Source organism: Microbacterium sp. NPDC055988 (assembly GCF_042269505.1).
GTDB lineage: Bacteria > Actinomycetota > Actinomycetes > Actinomycetales > Microbacteriaceae > Microbacterium.
The window spans coordinates 1,327,395-1,345,263 of record NZ_JBHJXY010000001.1; the positions used below are offsets into that span (position 1 = coordinate 1,327,395).

16 protein-coding genes are annotated in these 17,869 nt (G+C 68.5%); 8 read left to right on the top strand and 8 right to left on the bottom strand.

What is annotated here, in order from left to right:
• The first annotated feature begins 26 nt into the window (after window positions 1-26).
• Window positions 27-794, top strand: coding sequence for an ABC transporter ATP-binding protein (locus ACFC14_RS06520; RefSeq protein ID WP_376101989.1), 768 nt, complete (start codon window positions 27-29; stop codon window positions 792-794).
• Window positions 794-3,325 (top strand): ABC transporter permease, encoded by a 2,532-nt coding sequence (locus tag ACFC14_RS06525; protein WP_376101990.1) that lies wholly within the window; start codon window positions 794-796, stop codon window positions 3,323-3,325. Before ACFC14_RS06520 ends, ACFC14_RS06525 begins: the two co-directional genes overlap by 1 nt.
• A 112-nt stretch (window positions 3,326-3,437) precedes the next feature.
• On the opposite strand, the gene ACFC14_RS06530 is transcribed toward ACFC14_RS06525, so the two are convergent.
• The 4 genes from ACFC14_RS06530 to ACFC14_RS06545 all read right to left on the bottom strand — a co-directional run bounded on the left by ACFC14_RS06530 (window position 3,438) and on the right by ACFC14_RS06545 (window position 7,717).
• Window positions 3,438-4,781: a threonine/serine exporter ThrE family protein gene (locus ACFC14_RS06530; RefSeq protein WP_376101992.1), complete on the bottom strand. Its 1,344-nt coding sequence runs from the start codon at window positions 4,779-4,781 to the stop codon at window positions 3,438-3,440.
• A gap of 1 nt (window position 4,782) precedes the next feature.
• A complete protein-coding gene (locus ACFC14_RS06535; protein WP_376101994.1) occupies window positions 4,783-6,138 on the bottom strand; it encodes an anaerobic C4-dicarboxylate transporter family protein in 1,356 nt (451 codons plus the stop codon).
• Window positions 6,135-6,875: a Type 1 glutamine amidotransferase-like domain-containing protein gene (locus tag ACFC14_RS06540; RefSeq protein WP_376101996.1), complete on the bottom strand. Its 741-nt coding sequence runs from the start codon at window positions 6,873-6,875 to the stop codon at window positions 6,135-6,137. The genes ACFC14_RS06535 and ACFC14_RS06540 overlap by 4 nt, the downstream gene beginning before the upstream one ends.
• A 104-nt stretch (window positions 6,876-6,979) precedes the next feature.
• Window positions 6,980-7,717 carry an SGNH/GDSL hydrolase family protein gene (locus tag ACFC14_RS06545; RefSeq protein ID WP_376101998.1) on the bottom strand — a complete coding sequence of 246 codons (738 nt, stop codon included), beginning with the start codon at window positions 7,715-7,717 and terminating at the stop codon, window positions 6,980-6,982.
• A gap of 174 nt (window positions 7,718-7,891) precedes the next feature.
• On the opposite strand from ACFC14_RS06545, the gene wecB reads away from it, so the two are divergent.
• From wecB to ACFC14_RS06575, 6 genes are all read left to right on the top strand, one after another.
• Complete coding sequence (gene wecB / locus ACFC14_RS06550) at window positions 7,892-9,043, top strand: non-hydrolyzing UDP-N-acetylglucosamine 2-epimerase (RefSeq protein WP_376101999.1); 1,152 nt, start codon at window positions 7,892-7,894, stop codon at window positions 9,041-9,043.
• 36 nt (window positions 9,044-9,079) lie between these two features.
• Window positions 9,080-10,426, top strand: a complete 1,347-nt coding sequence (locus tag ACFC14_RS06555) for a glycosyltransferase (protein ID WP_376102001.1) — start codon at window positions 9,080-9,082, stop codon at window positions 10,424-10,426.
• Entirely contained in the window at window positions 10,426-10,974 is a 549-nt protein-coding gene (locus ACFC14_RS06560) for a hypothetical protein (protein ID WP_376102003.1), read from the top strand. Before ACFC14_RS06555 ends, ACFC14_RS06560 begins: the two co-directional genes overlap by 1 nt.
• A gap of 140 nt (window positions 10,975-11,114) precedes the next feature.
• Entirely contained in the window at window positions 11,115-12,245 is a 1,131-nt protein-coding gene (locus tag ACFC14_RS06565; RefSeq protein WP_376102005.1) for an MFS transporter, read from the top strand.
• Between the two features lie 37 nt (window positions 12,246-12,282).
• Window positions 12,283-12,813 (top strand): cytochrome C5, encoded by a 531-nt coding sequence (locus ACFC14_RS06570; protein WP_376102007.1) that lies wholly within the window; start codon window positions 12,283-12,285, stop codon window positions 12,811-12,813.
• Window positions 12,814-12,944: 131 nt separating this feature from the next.
• Window positions 12,945-13,367: a hypothetical protein gene (locus ACFC14_RS06575; protein WP_376102008.1), complete on the top strand. Its 423-nt coding sequence runs from the start codon at window positions 12,945-12,947 to the stop codon at window positions 13,365-13,367.
• Between the two features lie 97 nt (window positions 13,368-13,464).
• Here ACFC14_RS06575 and ACFC14_RS06580 read toward each other — a convergent pair whose 3' ends face one another.
• The 4 genes from ACFC14_RS06580 to ACFC14_RS06595 all read right to left on the bottom strand — a co-directional run bounded on the left by ACFC14_RS06580 (window position 13,465) and on the right by ACFC14_RS06595 (window position 17,834).
• Window positions 13,465-14,076 carry a hypothetical protein gene (locus ACFC14_RS06580; protein WP_376102010.1) on the bottom strand — a complete coding sequence of 204 codons (612 nt, stop codon included), beginning with the start codon at window positions 14,074-14,076 and terminating at the stop codon, window positions 13,465-13,467.
• Window positions 14,077-14,209: 133 nt separating this feature from the next.
• A complete protein-coding gene (locus tag ACFC14_RS06585; RefSeq protein ID WP_376102012.1) occupies window positions 14,210-14,590 on the bottom strand; it encodes a hypothetical protein in 381 nt (126 codons plus the stop codon).
• Window positions 14,591-14,723: 133 nt separating this feature from the next.
• Complete coding sequence (locus ACFC14_RS06590; protein WP_136041767.1) at window positions 14,724-15,728, bottom strand: magnesium and cobalt transport protein CorA; 1,005 nt, start codon at window positions 15,726-15,728, stop codon at window positions 14,724-14,726.
• A gap of 333 nt (window positions 15,729-16,061) precedes the next feature.
• On the bottom strand, window positions 16,062-17,834 hold the full coding sequence (locus ACFC14_RS06595; protein WP_376102014.1) for an alkyl sulfatase dimerization domain-containing protein: 1,773 nt from the start codon (window positions 17,832-17,834) through the stop codon (window positions 16,062-16,064).
• Window positions 17,835-17,869 lie beyond the last annotated feature (35 nt).

Consider the following 17,869-nt stretch of genomic DNA (forward strand, 5'->3'; position numbering starts at 1 on the left):
GGATCGGCCGTCCCTAGCGTCGAATCATGACCCCCACACCACTTGCCCCCGCCGTCGAGGCGGGCACCTCCGAAGCGCTGCGCCTGCAGTCCGTCGTCAAGACCTACGGTTCCGGCGCCAGCCGCGTCACCGCCCTTCGCGGCGTGAACCTCGCCATCGCCAAGGGCACCTTCACCGCGATCATGGGCCCTTCCGGCTCGGGCAAGAGCACGCTGCTGCACAGTGCAGCCGGACTCGACCGGCCGAGCAGCGGCACCGTTCAGCTCGGCGGAACCGAGATCTCGAGTCTGAAGGCGCGTCAGCTCACGGCCTTCCGACGCGACCACGTGGGCTTCGTATTCCAGGCCTACAACCTGCTGCCGGCCCTGAACGTCGAAGACAACATCACGCTCCCCCTGCGCCTCGGCGGTCGGAGTCTCGAGGCGCGGTGGCTCGACTTCCTGCTCGACGCGGTGGGGCTCACGGAGTTCCGTCACCGGCGCCCCACCGAGCTCTCCGGAGGCCAGCAGCAGCGGGTGGCGATCGCACGCGCCCTCATCACGCGGCCGCACGTGGTGTTCGGCGACGAGCCGACCGGCGCCCTCGACTCCCGCTCGGGCAAGCAGGTGCTCGACCTGCTCGCGCACACGGCGCGTGAGCTCAACCAGACCGTCGTGGTCGTGACACACGATCCCGTGGTGGCCTCGCACGCCGATCGGGTGATCTTCCTCGCCGACGGAGCCTTCGCGGGATACCTCGACGGGGCAGACCCGGCGCAGATCAACGACCGCATGAGCGCACTGGGGGAGTGGTGATGTCGGGGCCGCTCACGCTGGGCCGCCTCGTCCGGGCGGATCTCCGTCACCACCGCGGCAGCTTCGTCGGAGTCGCGGTCGCGGTCTTCGTCGCGAGCGCGCTGGTGACGGGTCTCGGAGTGCTCGTCGAATCCGGCGTGCGCGGCGGGCTCGCGCCCGAGCGTTATGCCGCGGTCGACGTCGTCGTGGGTGCGCCGCAGCAGGTGGATGTGCCGGAGGACCTCCCCGTTCCGCTGCGCGAGCGCGCGGCGCTGCCTGCCGATGCGGCGCGTGACATCGCCGGGCTGCCGGGGGTGGACCGCGTCGTGGCCGACGTGACGGTGCCGCTCACGACGCCGAATGCAGGTGCGGATGCCGGTGCCGCCGCGTCCGCCGTCGTCGAGGCGCACCCGTGGGAGGCCACGGCGCTGACCGGTTTCGAGCTGCGCGAAGGGCGCGAGCCGACGGCCGCCGATGAGGTCGTCGTCTCCGCCGGCAGCGGGCACGCCGTGGGCGACACGGTCGTGCTTGCCCACGGTGGCGTGCCGTCGGAGTACCGCGTGGTCGGCGAGGTCGCCGCTCCCGTGGCGCCCGAGCGGAGCATGCATGCGTTCCTCACGGAGCAGCGCATCGGCCAGCTCGATCCGCACGGCGGTGCCGCTCAGGCGCTGGGCGTCTTCGTCGCCGGGGACGACCCCGAGCAGACGGCCACCGCGATCCGCGAGGCCTTCCCCGACCTGGTCGCCCGCACGGGAGATGCCCGTGGCGACGTCGAGTTCCTCGACTCGGGGGCGGCACGTTCGATGCTCGTCGCCATCGGCAGCGCCTTCGTCGGCACGTGCATCCTCGTGGCGATGTTCATCGTGGCTGGCACGTTGTCGCTGTCGGTGCAGTCGCGTCGACGTGACTATGCGCTGCTGCGCGCCGTCGGTGCGAGTCCGTCCCAGGTGCATTCGCTCGTGGCCCGCGAGGTGCTGTGGGTGGCCGCGGTCGCCGCGGTGCTGGGCATCGCACCGGGATACCTGCTGTCGACCGTGCTGCAGTCGGCGTTCGTCACCGGTGGCGTCATCCCGGGCGACTTCGCCCTCGCGTTCAGCCCGCTTCCCGCGGTCGGCGCGGTGCTGCTCGTGCTCGCCTCCGCCTGGGGTGCGGCGCGCATCGCCGCCTCTCGGGTCGCGAAGCTCGACCCGGTCGAGGCGCTGCGCGAGTCGGCCACCGGCGCTCCGCAGATCGGTCTGACTCGCATCATCATCGGCATCGTGCTGGCCGCGGCGGGCATCTCGGTGTCGACGGTGCCGCTCGTGGTGCGCGGGCAGATCGCGGCGGGCGCCGCGGCCGGTGCGGCGATGCTGCTCATCATCGCGCTCGCCGTGCTCGGCCCATGGCTCGTGTCGCTGAGTGTCCGCCTGATCGGATCGGTGCTGCGCCGGATGTCGTCCGCGGGGTTCCTGGCCTCGGCGAACGCCACCGCGAACAGTCGGCGGCTGGCCTCGGCCATCCTGCCGATCGCTCTCGGCATCGGGCTGGGACTCGTGCAGATCGGGGCTCCGTCGATCATCGCCGCCGAGGCGGCGACGCAGGCCAGTGCCGGTGTCATCGCCGACCTGCGGGTGACGGCGCCGACCGGGCTCTCCCCCGCGGCGATCGAGGCGATCCGCGAGACCCCGGGCGTGACCGAGGCGTCGGGCATCGCGCTCAGCGCGGCGGTGGTGGATTCTCACGACTTCGAGGGGAAACTCCAGCGCGAGGAGCACGTGCTCCAGGGCATCGATCCGGAGCGAACCGGGAAGAGCCTCGACCTGCGCGTGCGCGAGGGGTCGCTCGCGGACCTCGACGGCGCCACGACGGTGGCCGTGAGCACGGATGCCGCCCAGAGCCTCGGACTCGACATCGGCGGCACGGTCACCGGCCACCTCGGCGACGGTTCGCCGTGGGAGGCGACGGTCGTCGCGGTGTACGAGCGCGGTCTCGGATTCGGTGACCTCACCATGGCCGCCGACGACGTCCGGGCGCACACCACGGCCGGCCTCGATGCGTTCGCGCTCGCGACGGTTGACGCGGGTGCCATCGACGAGGTCCGCTCGATCCTGACCGAGCGCGGCTTCATCGTGAGCGACGGGTCGGGTCAGGAGGCGGCGGGTGCAGGTGCGCAGTCGCAGCAGGGATGGGTGAACCTCATCGCGCTGCTGGTGATCCTCGGTTACATCGCGATCGCTGTGATCAACACGCTCGTGATGGCGACGGGGGAGCGCTCGCGCGAGTTCGCGCTGATGCAGCTGATCGGCTCGTCCCGCGGACAGGTGCGCTCGATGATGCGGATCGAAGCGGTGCTGGTGGCCGTGATCGGCATGGTGTTCGGTGTCGTGGTCGCGATCCCTCCGCTCATCGGGGTGAGCATGGGCATCTCGGGTCAGCCGATTCCCGTGCTGCCGGTGCTCGGCTCGCTGGCGATCATCGGGGCGATGGGTGCCCTCGCGCTCGTGGCGCTGTGGGCGGGAACCACCGCAGCCATGCGCACGCGCCCGATCGACGAGATCGGGTCGCGGCAGTAACGCCCGCCGAGACCCCGGGTTCGCGCCGAGACCCCCCGCTTCCGCCGTCAGGAGCCCGGGGTTTCGGCGGCAGCCCGGGGTCTCGGCGGCACGGCACCTCTGCGGCTTCGGGTCAGTGATCCCGCCGACGATCCCGCCGACCGAGCTGTCGCCACGGCGCGGCGAGCCGAGACCAGACGGACGGCTCCCGCTCCGCTTCCGGAGCGGCGGGCACCGCCACGGCGAACTGCACGAACTCCTCCGCACCGTGATGCACCACCCGGTACAGCGCGGTGCCGATCAGCACGCCGAGGGCGATCGACATGATCGAGGTGAGCGCGGCCGTGAAGTCGGCGAGTCCGTTGTCGGTCGCGAACGCCTCGGTGAGGCCCACGAGCCCCGCGGCACCCGGCACGAGGAGCCAGAACGCGGGGAGGAAGGTGAGCTGCGACGGAGCCCCGTGGCGCAGTCCGGCGATCCAGAACACGACCGGCGTCACAGCGACCGCCCCCACGAAGCCGCCGATCGTGGGGTCGATGAACTCGGTGCCGGCCCACTGCCCGACGTACGCGACCACCAGCGCGAGGAGCACCCATCCGAACGTCGAGGCGGGGGCGGAGAAGTGCAGGTAGTTGCCGAGCGCGAACACGAGGACGCCGAGCATGCCGACCCACCAGGGGAGGAAGGAGGAGGCGGCGAGCGGCTCGTACGACCGGGAATCGACCCCGACGACCGCGCCGGCGGCGAGGATGCCGAAGGCAAGCAGTGCGAGCTGCACGAATCCGTAGACCAGACGCGCAGCCCCGGAGATCATCTGCCCGGCGGCGAGTTCGACGGTGGCGGTGGTGAGGACGCCTCCGGGGAGGAACGTCACCAGCGGCGCGATCAGCAGCCGGATGGGGTCGCCGATCTCGATCACCTCCGCGAGGAGGAAGACCGCGCCCGCGCACACGAAGGCGGCCGCGATCGGCAGGATCAGCTGCAGCGTCGGGGAGCGGACGAGCTTGAGCAGACCGATGCCGAACCCGAGCACGAACGCGACGATCACGCCCTGCCAGGTCGGCGCCAGCAGCAGCGCGAGACCGGCGGTGAGCACGCCGTGTCCGAGGGTGCGGGTGAACCACCCCAGCCGCGGCCGCATCGCTCCGATCTCGTTCAGCCGGCGGATGCCGTCGAGCGGCGGGACCTCACCGGTCCGTGCCTCGCCGATCAGGTCGTACAGCGCCGCGATCTGATCGAAGCGGAACGAGGCGTTGGTCGCCGAGCGGATGGCGACCCGCGACTCATCCGACTCGCCGGTCTCGACGAGGATGATCGTCGGCAGCACGACGAAATCGGTGTCGTCGCCGCCGTACGCCCGAGCGACGTCGGTGAGGGTGTCGCGGATGCGGTCGACGGACTCCGCCGAGGCGTTCATCCCCTGCGCCAGTCCGAGCAGGAACTGGCGCAGCGCCGACCGGTCGACGGGGTCGGTCATGTCAGCTGATCAGGAACGAGAGGCCGACCCCGACGATGATGGCGACCCCCACGTAGACGAGGTTCGGCAGCTGGAACGAGTGGTCGAAGACGTACTTGCCCATCTTCGTCGTGCCGGTCTGGTCGAAGGCGACGGTGGCGACCTGGCTGCCGTTCGCCGGCAGGGTGTAGATGCCCATCGTCGACGGCCACAGACCCACCAGCAGCGGCGCCGGGAGTCCGATCGTGATGCCGATCGGGACGATCGCGTTGGTCGCACTCGACTGGCTGGTGGTGAGCATCGCGACCGCGAACAGTGCCATCGCGAACAGCAGCGCTCCGAGGAACGCCGAGGATCCGGAGACCACCGATCCGAGGCCGTCGACGATGAGGGTCTGGTTCGCCGCGACGAAGGTGTTGGCGAGCCACGCGATACCGAAGAGGGCGATCGCACCGACGATGCCGGCGGGGAACGTGGGCTGCTTGGGGACGTCGGCCGCCTTGACCTTGCAGAACACGAAGATCAGGGCGGCGATGATGCCCATCGTGACCTCGATGATGACCGTGACGCTGAGGCGCACCGGGTCGCCGGCGTCGTCGGTGCCGATCACGGGACGCAGACCTTCGAACAGCCCGAAGAACACGATCACGCCGACGCCGATGAGGAAGAGCGTGGCCGAGAGCACCGCGGTCTTCGGCAGCTTGTTCTCGTGCGCGTCGACCTGCGGCGGCTTGATCTGTCCCTCGGTCAGACGGCGCTGGAACTCCGGGTCGTCTTCGAGGTCCTTGCCGTGGCGCATCATGACGAGCGCGGCGACGAAGAGCCCGGCGATGGAGGCCGGCCACATGATGAGCAGCAGCTGGCCGAGGTCCACGCCCTGCGGGGCGAGCAGCACGACCATCGAGGCGGTCGCGGCCGAGACGGGCGAGCAGAGGATGCCGACCTGCGAGGCGACGGCCGAGACCGACAGTGCGCGCTCGGGGCGGATCTTCTGCTGGTAAGAGACGTCGTAGATCACGGGCAGCAGCGGGTAGAAGATGTTTCCCGTGCCGGCGCCGACCGTGAAGAGGAACGACATCGCGGGGGCGAGGAACACGACGGATTTCGGCTTGCGCCGGATCACTTTCGCCGCGACCGACACCATCCAGTCGATGCCGCCGGCCGCCTGCATGGTGGATGCCGCGGTGATGACCGTGATGACGATGAACACCGCATCCACCGGGGCGTTGCCCGGGGCTTCGCCGAACACGAAGATGAGCACGGCCACGCCGACCAGGCCCCAGACGCCGAGACCGATCCCGCTCGTGCGGGTGCCCATGTAGATCGCGCCGATGACGATGATCAGCTGCGCGATGAGGATCCACACGTTGTCGTTCATGACGACGGTCCCGCAACGATCGGGGCGTTCCCGGTGAGCACGGTCGTCGGCAGCTTCGTCTCGACGATCTTCCCGTCGATCGCTTCGACCCGGAGCGCCAGAGCATCCTCGACCGGGCTGATCGCGGTGACGAACTCGGAGTTCTCGAAGTGCAGCGACTGCAGATTGCCCACCGCGTACCCGGTCGAGAGCTCTCCGCTCAGAAGCGAGGCGTGGAAGAGGGGACGCCGCTGATCCTCGGCGTCGTAGTGCGGGCAGAAACTGCCGTGCAGGAAGCCGAGTCCTTCGGGCAGCACCTGCAGGGTCGGGCCGTAGCTGTCGGTCGTGCCACCCTCGAACCAGCAGATGCCGCCGGCGCTGCCCCCGGTGAACACGACGTTCGAGTCGGGGTCCTCCCACATCTCGCGCATGATCTCGTCGAGGCCCTGGCGCTTCCAGACGTCGAGCATGTTCGCGGTGTTGCCGCCGCCGACGTGGATCACGTCGAAGCCCTTCACGAAGCCGGCGAGGTCGTCCACCGCCCGATGGAACAGCGGGAGATGGTGCGGCGCGCACCGGTCCGAGTCGTAGGTCGAATAGAAGCTCAGGATGTACGCGGCGTCGTCGCCGGTCGCCGTGCCGACGAAGAGGACCCGGGGTCGCTCCTTGCCGGTCAGTTTCAGGATGTAGTCGTGCGTCGGGTCGTTCCGACGCTCCATCATGGCCTTCCCGGCCCCTGTTGCCACCACGTGAGACATGCCCCCACCTCTCCGACGACTGCGAATGCGCTCAACCTAGTCGTGCGCACAGCCCGGCGTCCAGAGCGATTTCACCCCGGATGGGCGACCGGCTGGACGGGTGCTCAGCCGTTGACGCGTGCGGTGGCGACGAGGCCTTCGAGGAGAGCGTGTGTGCGCGCCCGGGGCCCGTCGGGGCGGATGCCGAGCACGTTCGCGAGTTCGAGTGCCAGCGCGGCGTGGCCGACGGCGCTCGGGTGGAACGGATCGTTCATGAGCCCCCAGGGAACTCCACCGGCGCCGAGCTCGGCGAAACGGGCGTACTGGTCGACGAGGAGCACGTCCTCGCTCGCGGCGACCTCGCGCACGGCCTGGGAGAACTCGCCGATCCGCGCACGCTCCGGGGCGTTGCGGGTGTCGATCGCCGGCGGGGTCTGCAGCACCGGGATCGCTCCGAGAGCGCGCACCCGCGCTACGAACTCCCGCAGCGAGCCGGCGTAGTCGGCCGCCGAGATTACCTCGCGGGGTCCGCCGTCGGAGGCGTCGTTGGTGCCGATCATGAGGGTGACGACATCCGGCCGCCAGGACGCGACGCGGCGGTCCCAATCGTCCAGGAGGTCGACGATGCGGTTGCCGCTGATGGCCGTGTTCAGCACGATGTCGCGCACGCGCTCGAGCTCGCCGCGGATCAGCTCGTGCAGGTGCTCCGGATAGCTGCGACCGCCCTGGGTGTGCACGAGGCCGTGCGTGATCGAGTCGCCCGTGATGATCCAGTTCAGCGGAGCCGGATCGGCCAGTGCGGCGGCGAGGCGGCGAAGGTCGGCGGCGGCGGATGCGGGAGCGGGGGATTCGGCGTTCGACACGGCTCCGAGCCTATCGGCGGAGCGGCTCCCGTCGACGAATGCCGGAACGTCGATATACGTGCCCGGATTCACGCGGTCGGCGGACGCGGCGACACGTACTGTCGGTGCGGACCCACCGGCAACCACTCATCACGTCGGCCACGGGAAGCCTCCCGGGGGCCGATCGAGGTACTCATGAACAAGTGCTCGACACCATCCGCATCCGCCCACCTGCCGACATCCTCGGTGATGGTCGTGTTCGGAACCCGCCCCGAGATCGTCAAGCTCGCCCCGCTGGTCCGCAGCCTCGGCGATGCCGCATACGTCGTCCACACCGGTCAGCACTACGACCGCGACATGTCGGCCGTGTTCCTGAAATCGTGCGGAATCACGCGGGTGCACCGCCAGCTTCGGATGGGCGGGCTCCCGCGCGCTGCGCAGATCGGCCGCGGGGCCGAGCAGATCGCGGAGACGATCGCCGAGGTCGAGCCGAGCTACGTCGTCGTGCAGGGAGACACGAATGCCACGATCGCGGCCGCGCTCGCCGCGAATGCCGCCGGTGTGCGGCTCGGTCACGTCGAAGCAGGGCTCCGCGCCAACGACCGCCGGATGCCCGAGGAGCACAACAGGATCATGGTCGACCACATCGCCGACGACCTGTTCGCAGCGACCCCCGCGAACCGGGCCAATCTGCTCGCAGAGGGCATCGGCGAGGACCGCATCCTCGTCACGGGGAACCCCGTTGTCGAGGCCGTGCGGGCACAGCGGGCCGCGGCGGGCCCCGACGTCGACGAGCTGGAGCGTATCGATGTCGAGCCGGCGGAGTATGTGCTCGCGACCCTGCACCGACAGGAGAACGTCGACTCTCCGGAAAACCTCCTCGCGACGCTGCACGCATTCAACGAGATCGCCGCGTCGGGGTGGCCGGTCGTCTTCCCGGTGCACCCGCGGACGCGCGCGATGCTGACGGCGATCGGCGCGGAGCACCTGCTCGATGCGCTGATCGCCGAAGAGCCGTACACCTACGAGCGATTCCTCGCTCTCGCTTCGCACGCCGCCGTGCTGGTTTCCGATTCCGGCGGTATCCAGGAGGAGGCCACGGTGCTCGGACGACCGGTCCTCGTGGTCCGAGACTCGACCGAGCGACCGGAGGCGCTCGGTTCCTTCACCCGCCTGGTCACACCGCAGACCCTCGCGAGTGAGACCTCCGCGTTGCTCTCGACGGTGACCCGCACCCTCGCCGACCTCGACGCGCTGCCGTCGCCGTTCGGCGACGGTCATGCCACGGAGCGCATCGCGGAGCACATCCGATCCGCCGTCACCGCAGCCCGCGACGAGAGCGCATGATGCATCTTCGGTTGTCCGCTGCTCTTCGAGGTCGCGATGCTCGTCGCCGCTAGCGTTATATCGTTCATCGTCACGCTGACGTTCCTCGTCTACGTCTTCATGATCGTCGTTCCCTTCCTGCGCCGCACGCCGGACCCCGATGGTCGCGTGGACGCGTTCGCATGGCACATCTTCGTGCCCTGCCGAGACGAGGAGGTCGTCATCTCGCGAACCATCCGGATGCTCCGCTCCACGGTGCCCGAGGCACACGTCTGGGTGATCGACGACGACAGCGACGACCGCACCGCGTCGATCGTCGGAGCCGCTGCAGAGGCGGATGCGTTCGTGCACCTCGTGCAGCGTCGGCGCCCCGAGGCGAGGACCGGCAAAGGGGATGCCCTCAACGCGGCGTACTTCGCGCTGAACGCGTTCCTCCCTGCCGACACCGACCGCTCGCGCGTCGTCGTGTGCGTCGTCGATGCCGATGGCGAAGTGGCCGAGAACATCCTCCGCAAGGCCGCCTCACCCCACGCGTTCGGGGATCCCGAGGTCGGGGCGGCTCAGGTCACCGTCTACATGAAGAACCGAGACGATCGGCGCCCGGTCCCGGATGCCGGGTGGGCCCGCAACACCTTCGGACGATTCCTCATCCGGATGCAGGACCTCGAGTTCCGCGGACCGATCGCCGCGATCCAGTCCCTCCGTGGCTGGACCGAGACCGTCGGGCTCGGCGGCAACGGCCAGTTCACGCGCCTCTCGGTTCTGGACGACATCGCCGCGCGGTCGGACAGACCGTGGCACGGTTCTCTCCTGGAGGACTACGAGCTGGGGATCCACGTGCTGCTGGCGGGGCACAAGAACCGTCACCTGCACGACACGTACGTCGCCCAGGAGGCGCTGCACGACTTCCGACGGTTCACGGTCCAACGCACGCGCTGGGCGCAGGGGAACATGCAGTGCATCCGATACATCCCCGAGATCGTCCGATCTCCGATGCTCACGAACGCCGGCATTCTCGAGATCTGCTACTACCTGCTTCTCCCGGTCTTCCAGGTGGTGGCCAGCCTCGCCGCGGTGACCCTGGTCATCGGGGCGATCGTGGGAGTGGTCTCCGGGGCCTTCGCTCTCCCCTGGGGCTTCCTGCCCGTCCTCGGCATCCTCTTCCTCCTGTTCGGCATCGGGCCCTTCTTCATCTGGGGGCCGCTCTACCGGCGGTACAGCGAGCCCGATGCGGGATTCTGGACGGGGGTCCTCTGGGGATTCGGGATGTGGGTATACGACTACTACGTCTATCTGACGGGTGCCCGCGCTCTCTACCGGATCGTCCGCGGCCGGAACGGGTGGGCGAAGACCCGCCGCAACGCGGAGATCGATGTGGCCGGTCCGATCGCGAAGGACGCCTGATGCAGCGCACCGCTTCCCCGTTTCCCACCGTTCGCGTCAGGACTCCTCGCCGCTCCTCGTTCGCGATGAAGCTGCGGCTGATCGCGGGAGCGGGGTTGATCGCCGCCGCTGTCGTGCTCGTCTTCCTTCAGGCGCAGGTCATCTTTCTCGAAACGGAAGTCGCCCGCCTCTGGCTGCCTTCGGTCACCGGTGGCGCGCTCGACACCGCGTCCGAGTCCCCGGTGGCTTTCCTCGCCGCGCCGCTGTGGGTGCTCGGGGGTGTGATCCTCGCGGCGACACGCGTGAGCGGGCTACGGGTGTGCATGTCGATGGTCCTCTCCACGGTGCTGATCCTGGTGACGAACCAGCTGCGGCTCGGCGTCATCGCGGGGGGAGCGGCGGCGGGGGGATCCGCTGAGGGCTACGAGGTCGCGCTGCGTCTGGGTGGGTCCGTGCTGAGCATCCTCGGGTTCAGCGCCCCCTATCTGGTGTTCGTGATCGTGATCGCCGACCTGCCGCTGTTCGGCCGGAGGCGGACGCCGTCGGCCGGAACTCCTGCGGTACGGTAGGCGGGTGAGCCCTGAGTCGGATAGACGCTAGATCGCGGGTGTGAGCGCACGTCGTGTGCTCCCCGCATCCTCGTCGACCTCACTCACCCGCCGCACGGCGCGCCTTGGAGCGCGCGCGGCTCTGCGCGTCTGGATGCTCCATGCCTCTGCTCATCCCTGTCCTCGCTCTGGCGATCTTCGCCCAGGGCACCAGCGAGTTCATGCTCGCCGGTCTTCTGCTCCCCCTCTCCGCCGACCTCGGTGTCGACCCGTCGACCGCAGCCCTGCTGACCTCCGCGTTCGCGGTGGGCATGGTCGTGGGCGCCCCACTGATGGCCGTGTTCGCCAGCCGCTGGCGTCCGAGGCAGACCCTCGTGCTGCTCCTCGTGATCTTCATCGCCGCGCACGTGATCGGCGCGGTGGCCTCGTCGTTCCCGCTGCTCCTCCTCACCCGAGTGCTCGCTGCCCTGGCGAACGCCGGTTTCCTGGCTATCGCTCTGGCCACCGTGTGGGGAATCGTCGCACCCGCCCAGACGACCCGGGCTGTCGCCGTGCTGCTCGCGGGCACCACGCTCGCCACCATCGTGGGCGTGCCTGCGGGCGCGATGCTCGCGAACGCGTTCGGCTGGCGCTCGACGTTCTGGGCTGTGGTGCTGCTCTGCCTTCCCGCGGTCGTCGCACTCCTCCTCGACCGCACGCTCGGCGCCGTCCCGCGCTCGCCGCAGATCGACGTGCGCACCGAGGTCGCCGAGCTTCGTCGCCGCCCGGTTCTCGTGGCCGTGGTGCTCGCCGTGCTCGTGAACGCCGCGACCTTCGGGGTGTTCACGTTTCTCGCCGTCATCGGAGCGGATGCCGGGGTCGGAGCCTCGTGGATCCCGCTGCTCCTCGCGGTGTTCGGGATCGGTGCCTTCCTCGGGGTGGCGGCCACCGGGCGCTGGGCGGCGCGCCGACCGCGCACGTGGATCATCGTCGGTGCCGCGGCCACGACCGTCGTCTGGGGAGTGTTCGGCCTCGCCGCCGCGTCGATTCCGGCCATGTTCGTCGGTGCGCTGATCGGCGGGATGCTGTCATTCGCGGTCGGCTCGGCGCTGATCGCGCGCATCGTCGGCCAGGCCGAGGGTGCACCGGTGCTCGGCGGTGCCTACGCCACGGCGGCGTTGAACCTCGGCGCGGTCGGAGGGCCCGTGCTCGCCGGGATGGGGTACTCGGGCGCCGGCGCCCCGGGCGTGCTGTTCGTCGCGGCGGTGATCACGGCCGTCGGCGTGATGCTCACGCCGTTGCTGCGACGATGATCGCCCCGTAGCGCGATGGATGCGAAAGACTGGAGGCATGACTTCGCCTGTGCTCGATTCGCTCCTCGCCCGCATCGTCGAGAGCGGGCTGCTCGAAGACCCGATCGCCGAGAACGGTCTCGTCTACGGACGGGCGAGCATCGATGCGGCCGGCACCGTGGTGAACGTGAACATCGACCCCGAACTGGAAGAGCACGGCGACGACGTCGATCACGACGAGCTGATCGCGGCCGTGTCGCGCATCCTCTCGGTCGGGGAATCCCGCTGGCGGGCCGTCGTCGACGAGGTCGCCACCGACATCGATGACGCGGTCGATGACGAGCCCGTGATCGAGCAGATCGACCTGCGTGACGACCTCGAGGCCACGTCGGTCGTCGTCTTCGCGGACGCCGTGCTGCTCGCGTTCCTCGCCCCGAAGCAGTTCCCGGAGTCGCGGATCCTCGTGCAGCTCGACGAGGAGCTCGAGGTCGAGGGTGTCGAGGTGCGCGAGCTCGACGGCACCGAGACCATCGACTTCGACACCCTCGACGAGATGCTCGAAGAGATCAGCCGCGCCGACGAGAGTTGAGTTGTCGCGAGTTCAGGCCGTCCCGCCGGATCAGGCGATTGAGCCGACAATTTGCCTGATTCGGCGCGATTGCCTGACGTGCGCGGTCGCCTGAGTGGCGACAGGCCGCGGAGGGATGGGAAAGGGAACGGATGAGCAGCAGCGCGGGCTCCGTCTCGCCCCCGGAATCTCGGCGGCCGGGACGCGGGAGCATCCTGCTGTCCGCGATCGGCGCGGCGGCGGTCGGCGTCGTGGTGACCTGGTGGATCACGGTGGCGCAGCGGGTGACCGTGCAGTCCGACGCCGACCTGGCGAACGTGCGGTTCGGGTTCCCGTTGCCCTGGATCACGCAGGACCATTCGTCGAACCCGTTCGCGGTGTATCCGGCCGACGCCGCCCTGCGGCTCTCCGGTCGGACCGGCATCCCTTATCCGACCACCTACGACTGGCTGCCGTTCATCGGCGATGCGCTGATCTGGGGCGCCGCGGCCTGGGTGCTCGGGATGCTCGTTCTTCCGGCGGTGGTTCGCGCGATGCGCGCGAGGTCAGGCCGTCAGCTTCGATCCTTGAAGTAGGTGAAGAAGTGACGCTGCCGGATCGTCGCCGCCATCGTCCACGCCCCTGTGATGCAGCCTGCGAGGACTGCGACCGCGCCGTTGCCGCCTTCGGCGATCAGTGCGAGCCGATCGGCCTGTCGCCCGCTACAGTCAGCGGCGCACTCGAACACTTGGCGTAGAGGTCAGGACCGTCATCGGAGAGGAACGGGAACGCGAACTCTGGATTGTCGCGGAGGAAATTCTCCAGAGAGTACGACGGATCGAGAGCCCCTACACGGATAAGGCACTCATAGATGAGTTCGTTGGGGTCCTGATTGCTTGGATTCTGCCGCTGGCTGTGCCACAACCGGCCGAGCACCGTCTCGCCGGACTTGGTTTCGCATTCCGACATCGCCGCCTGCACCCGTTCATCTGAGAGGCCGGCACCGCGCTCGACGCCGTAGGCGCCGTCCTCTTCGTACTCCACGAGTTGGACGTCGTGCTCATCCAGGCAATCGTCGAAGCGCGTGACCACCTCCGCCCACTCCTGTTCGCTGATCGCCTCGTCACGGATCACATTCCGGATGAAGTCGATATCGGCGCGCAGCCACGTCTCTCGGTATTCATCCGCATAAGGGCCCGCATAGCGCGGAACGACTTGATCGACGACAGAGGTGCCGGCTGCTGGCGTAGCAGGGGAGCAGGCGGTGAGGGCGGCCAGGCTGAGCGCGACGCAAGCAGCAGCCATGCTCAGTCTAAGAATGCATGACGTCACGACTGCGAACCTCGCCCTGGGGTCAGTAGGAGTGCCAGCGACTCGTGGCACCCAACGAAGCTAACCCGACGTGAAAAGTTGAGCCAGTGCGCTGGGAAGTGCAATATCAGCATTCCGAAATGTGCAACAGTCCTCCTCTCGTGGCAGGCGACTGTCCGAGGTTCAGCGCGCCGTTCATCACCAGATTCGTGATGAGGAGGGCGATCAGTGTGATCGCGATACCCGCTGCCGGGAGAAGCCAGGCCAACCGGAGTCGAGATCTTGTGAAGAAGTACGCGCCTGTCGTGACGACGAAGACGATCAGGTCCGTCATCCAGAACCCGCGGGTGACGGTCTCGAGCGTCGGGTAGTCGCATTGATCGGAGCAGCCCGCGATCTCGAGGGTCCGCGCCAGAACGACCAGCGCAGACACGACCGCCACGAAGAGACTCACCCACGCCAGGTTGTCACCGATCTGCGGTCGTGCGCTGCGCTGATCGTTCATCATGCTCCTGTGCCTCGTCTTGCGAGGTTACGCGACCTCGTGAGACACATCGCTGGGCGGAGAACTCCGCGTCGGGCGGAGGAATACGCCTGAGTTCTCCGCCCGACGGCGAGTCCTCCGCCCGACGCGGCGGCGCTTACAACCACTTCTTATAGCGGAAGACCCCGTACAGCGCGACGGCGAACGCGGCCATCGCGCCGATCGCCATCGGGTAGCCGAAGGCCCAGTGCAGCTCGGGCATCACATCGAAGTTCATGCCGTAGACCGTGCCGACCAGTGTCGGCGCGAAGATGATCGCCGCCCAGGAGGAGATCTTCTTGATCTCGTCGTTCTGTGCGAGCCCGGCCTCGGTCTGACGCCGGGCGACGAGTGCGGAGTGCACGGTGAGCGCGTTCTCGAGGATCGCCCGGAAGGAGTCGACCCGCTCGTTGACGCGGATCGTGTGGTCGAGCACATCGCGCAGGGAACGCTGCAGCTCCTCGTCGATGCGGTACTTCTCCGACCCGCGACGCAGCCACTCCAGCATCCCGTTCAGCGGGTGCACGGCCCGCTGGAAGTTGATGACCTCGCGGGAGAGCTCGTAGATGCGGCGGGAGAGCGCGCTGTCGTCATCGCCGTCGCCGAAGAGCTGGTCCTCGATCTCGTCGATGTCGTTCAGCAGGCCCGCGACGATCGGCTCGTACCCGTCGACGACCTCGTCGAGGATCGCGTAGAGCACCGCCTCGGGGCCCATCGCGAGCAGCTCGGGGTTGGCCTCCATGCGCATCCGCACCGCGGCGAGGTTCGGCGACTCGGCGTGGCGGATCGTCACCACGAAGTCGGGGCCGACGAACAGGTGCAGCTCGCCGAACTCGATCGACTCCTCCTTGTCGCGGTAGCGCGCCGGACGCAGCACGGCGAAGAGCGTGTCGCCATAGCGCTCCACCTTCGAGCGCTGGTGACCGGAGAGCGCGTCCTCGACCGCGAGCGGGTGCAGGTCGAACTCACGGGCGACCGACGCGACCTCTTCGGGGCTGGGTCGATACAGGCCGATCCAGGCGATGCCGCCGGCGGCATCCAGCATCCGGTAGGTCTCGTCCAGGTTCTTGGGGGTCTCCACGCGACGTCCGTGGACGTACACGCCGTTGTCGATGAGCGCCATGATTCGGCTCCGTTCTCGCAGGTGCACGGCAGCAGAGAGCTCCGTGCGCGGATTCGTCAGGGGGCGGATGACGCCGCCGACGGCTGCGGGAAGGACGTGCGAGAGCGGACCGGAAGGTCAACGCATCAGTGCAGGGAGTCTCGACGCAGCGAGGGCGGCGTCGTAACTATCACCGGACATCGCCATCACCGCCTTTCGGGACTCTTCGGGCCGAGCGACCCAAGGGGTCAGCATACTCCTGCCGCCTGGGAGGCGGCGAAGAGCGGCGGTCGAGCCCGAGAACGAGCCCGACCGCCGGAGGGATGCGCGGCCCCCGAGGGGCCGTGATCCGGCCTAGCGGTCCGCCAGGTGGAGACGTTCCTCGCTGCGGCCGTCGAAGAGCGCGAAGAAGGCGTCGGCCTCTTCCCGCGTGCCGCGCTGCAGCGTGGTGGCCCCGGATTCCAGGGTGGTGGCGAGAACGCGCTCGGCGTCGGTGAGCACGAGTCCGGCGATCGCCTTCTTGGGCGCGGTGAGAAGCACCGAGGCATCCTCGGGAAGCGCCCTGGTCACCTCGAGCACCCCGCGTCGGACGAGCAAGCCCACCGTTTCGCCTGTGTCGGAGACGGTGATGCCGATCGCCGCGTTCGAGTCGACCGTCTTCTCCGGGTCGATCCGGAACCGCAGGCTCTCCAGCAGGGCGGAGCCGGGCATCGCCGCGATCTGATCGGGGGCGTTGATCTGGATGGCGAGGGAGTAGTCGATAGTGCCGTCGAGTTCCCGGGCCGCCGTCAGGTAGAAGTTGCGCCAGTTGGAGTTCGGGGTGCGGTATCCCAGGGCTCGGAGGGCCTCGGCCTTGAGCTGGCGTGCGGCCGCGTCGGTGGAGTCGGTGCGCACCAGGTGGCTGCTGAGTTCCGCAACCCACTGGTGGTCACCCGCGTCAGCGGCCTTCCGCGCCTCGGCGTGCACGACATCGCGACCGCCGATCAGAGCGATGTAGCGGGTGGAGGATTCGCGGATGTTGAGCGGAGCGAGGGTCGCCGGGTCGGCGTTGAACCAACCCAGTTCGCCGACATAAATCTGACGCACCGAATGGGGAACACCGCCGTAGAAGTCGCCGAGCCACTCGCTGGTGGAGAGGTGTTCGGGCAGCTGCACCTTCTCGACGAGATCGTCGGGGAGGAGGCCCTTGTTGATCCATCGCAGCGTCTGGTCGTACACATACGAGATCGCGTCGCGGTAGTCGGTGAGCACCTTCGCCACCTCGGCGCGGCCGGAGACAGGGCGCCCGTGCGAGGGGATCATGAAGTCGGCGGGCAGCGGACGCAGGTTGCGGTCGATCGACTTGAACCACGCCTGCGGGTCCCGATACCGACTTCCGCGGATGGAATGCAGGTTCGGGAACGACTCACCCTGGATCACCTCGGCGGACTGCAGGATGCCGAGGTCGGGGAACCAAGTGACGATCTCGTCGATCGCCTCGGAGGGTGCCCAGAAGATCTCCATCCGGACCCCGGCGACGGTGATCTCGAGCTTGTCGTCGACCAGGGTGTTCGGCGTCACCAGCGACATCGTCTCCATGACGAAGTCCGGGCCGAGGCCGCCGTTGACGCGCCCCTCGGGACCGACTTCGAGCAGACTGCCGAGAGAGTAGTCGGCGCGGACGGCGATGATCGGACCGTCGCCCGAGATGGAGTTCGCGATGATGTTCGTAATGAAGTCGCGGTGCGCGATGACCTTCACTTCACCGCTGTCGGCCTGCTCCTGGGTGATGAACGCCTTCACGCCGGCATTGTGATCGGTGTGCCAGTGGGAGTAGATGACCGCCTTGATCGGCTTGTCCGAGATCTTCCGGAGCTGCTCGTACTGTCGTCGACCTTTCTCCACGTCTTCCGGAGGGTCGATGAGGATGAGGCCGTCTTCGCCCTCGACCACCGTCAACGCGGACAGGGCGTATCCGAAGATCTGGAACACGCCCTTGCCGATGATCTCGAACACTCCCGCATCCATCGTGCGCGAGTGCTCGGTCATCTCGGCGGGCACCGTCTCGGCGAACTCCGTGTACGCGGTGTTCTCGCCTGCGGGAGTGAATCGGATCCCCTCGTCCGCACCCAGCCAGTACTTCGTCATGATCGTCTACCTTTCGCTGTTGCCAAGTGCCGAGT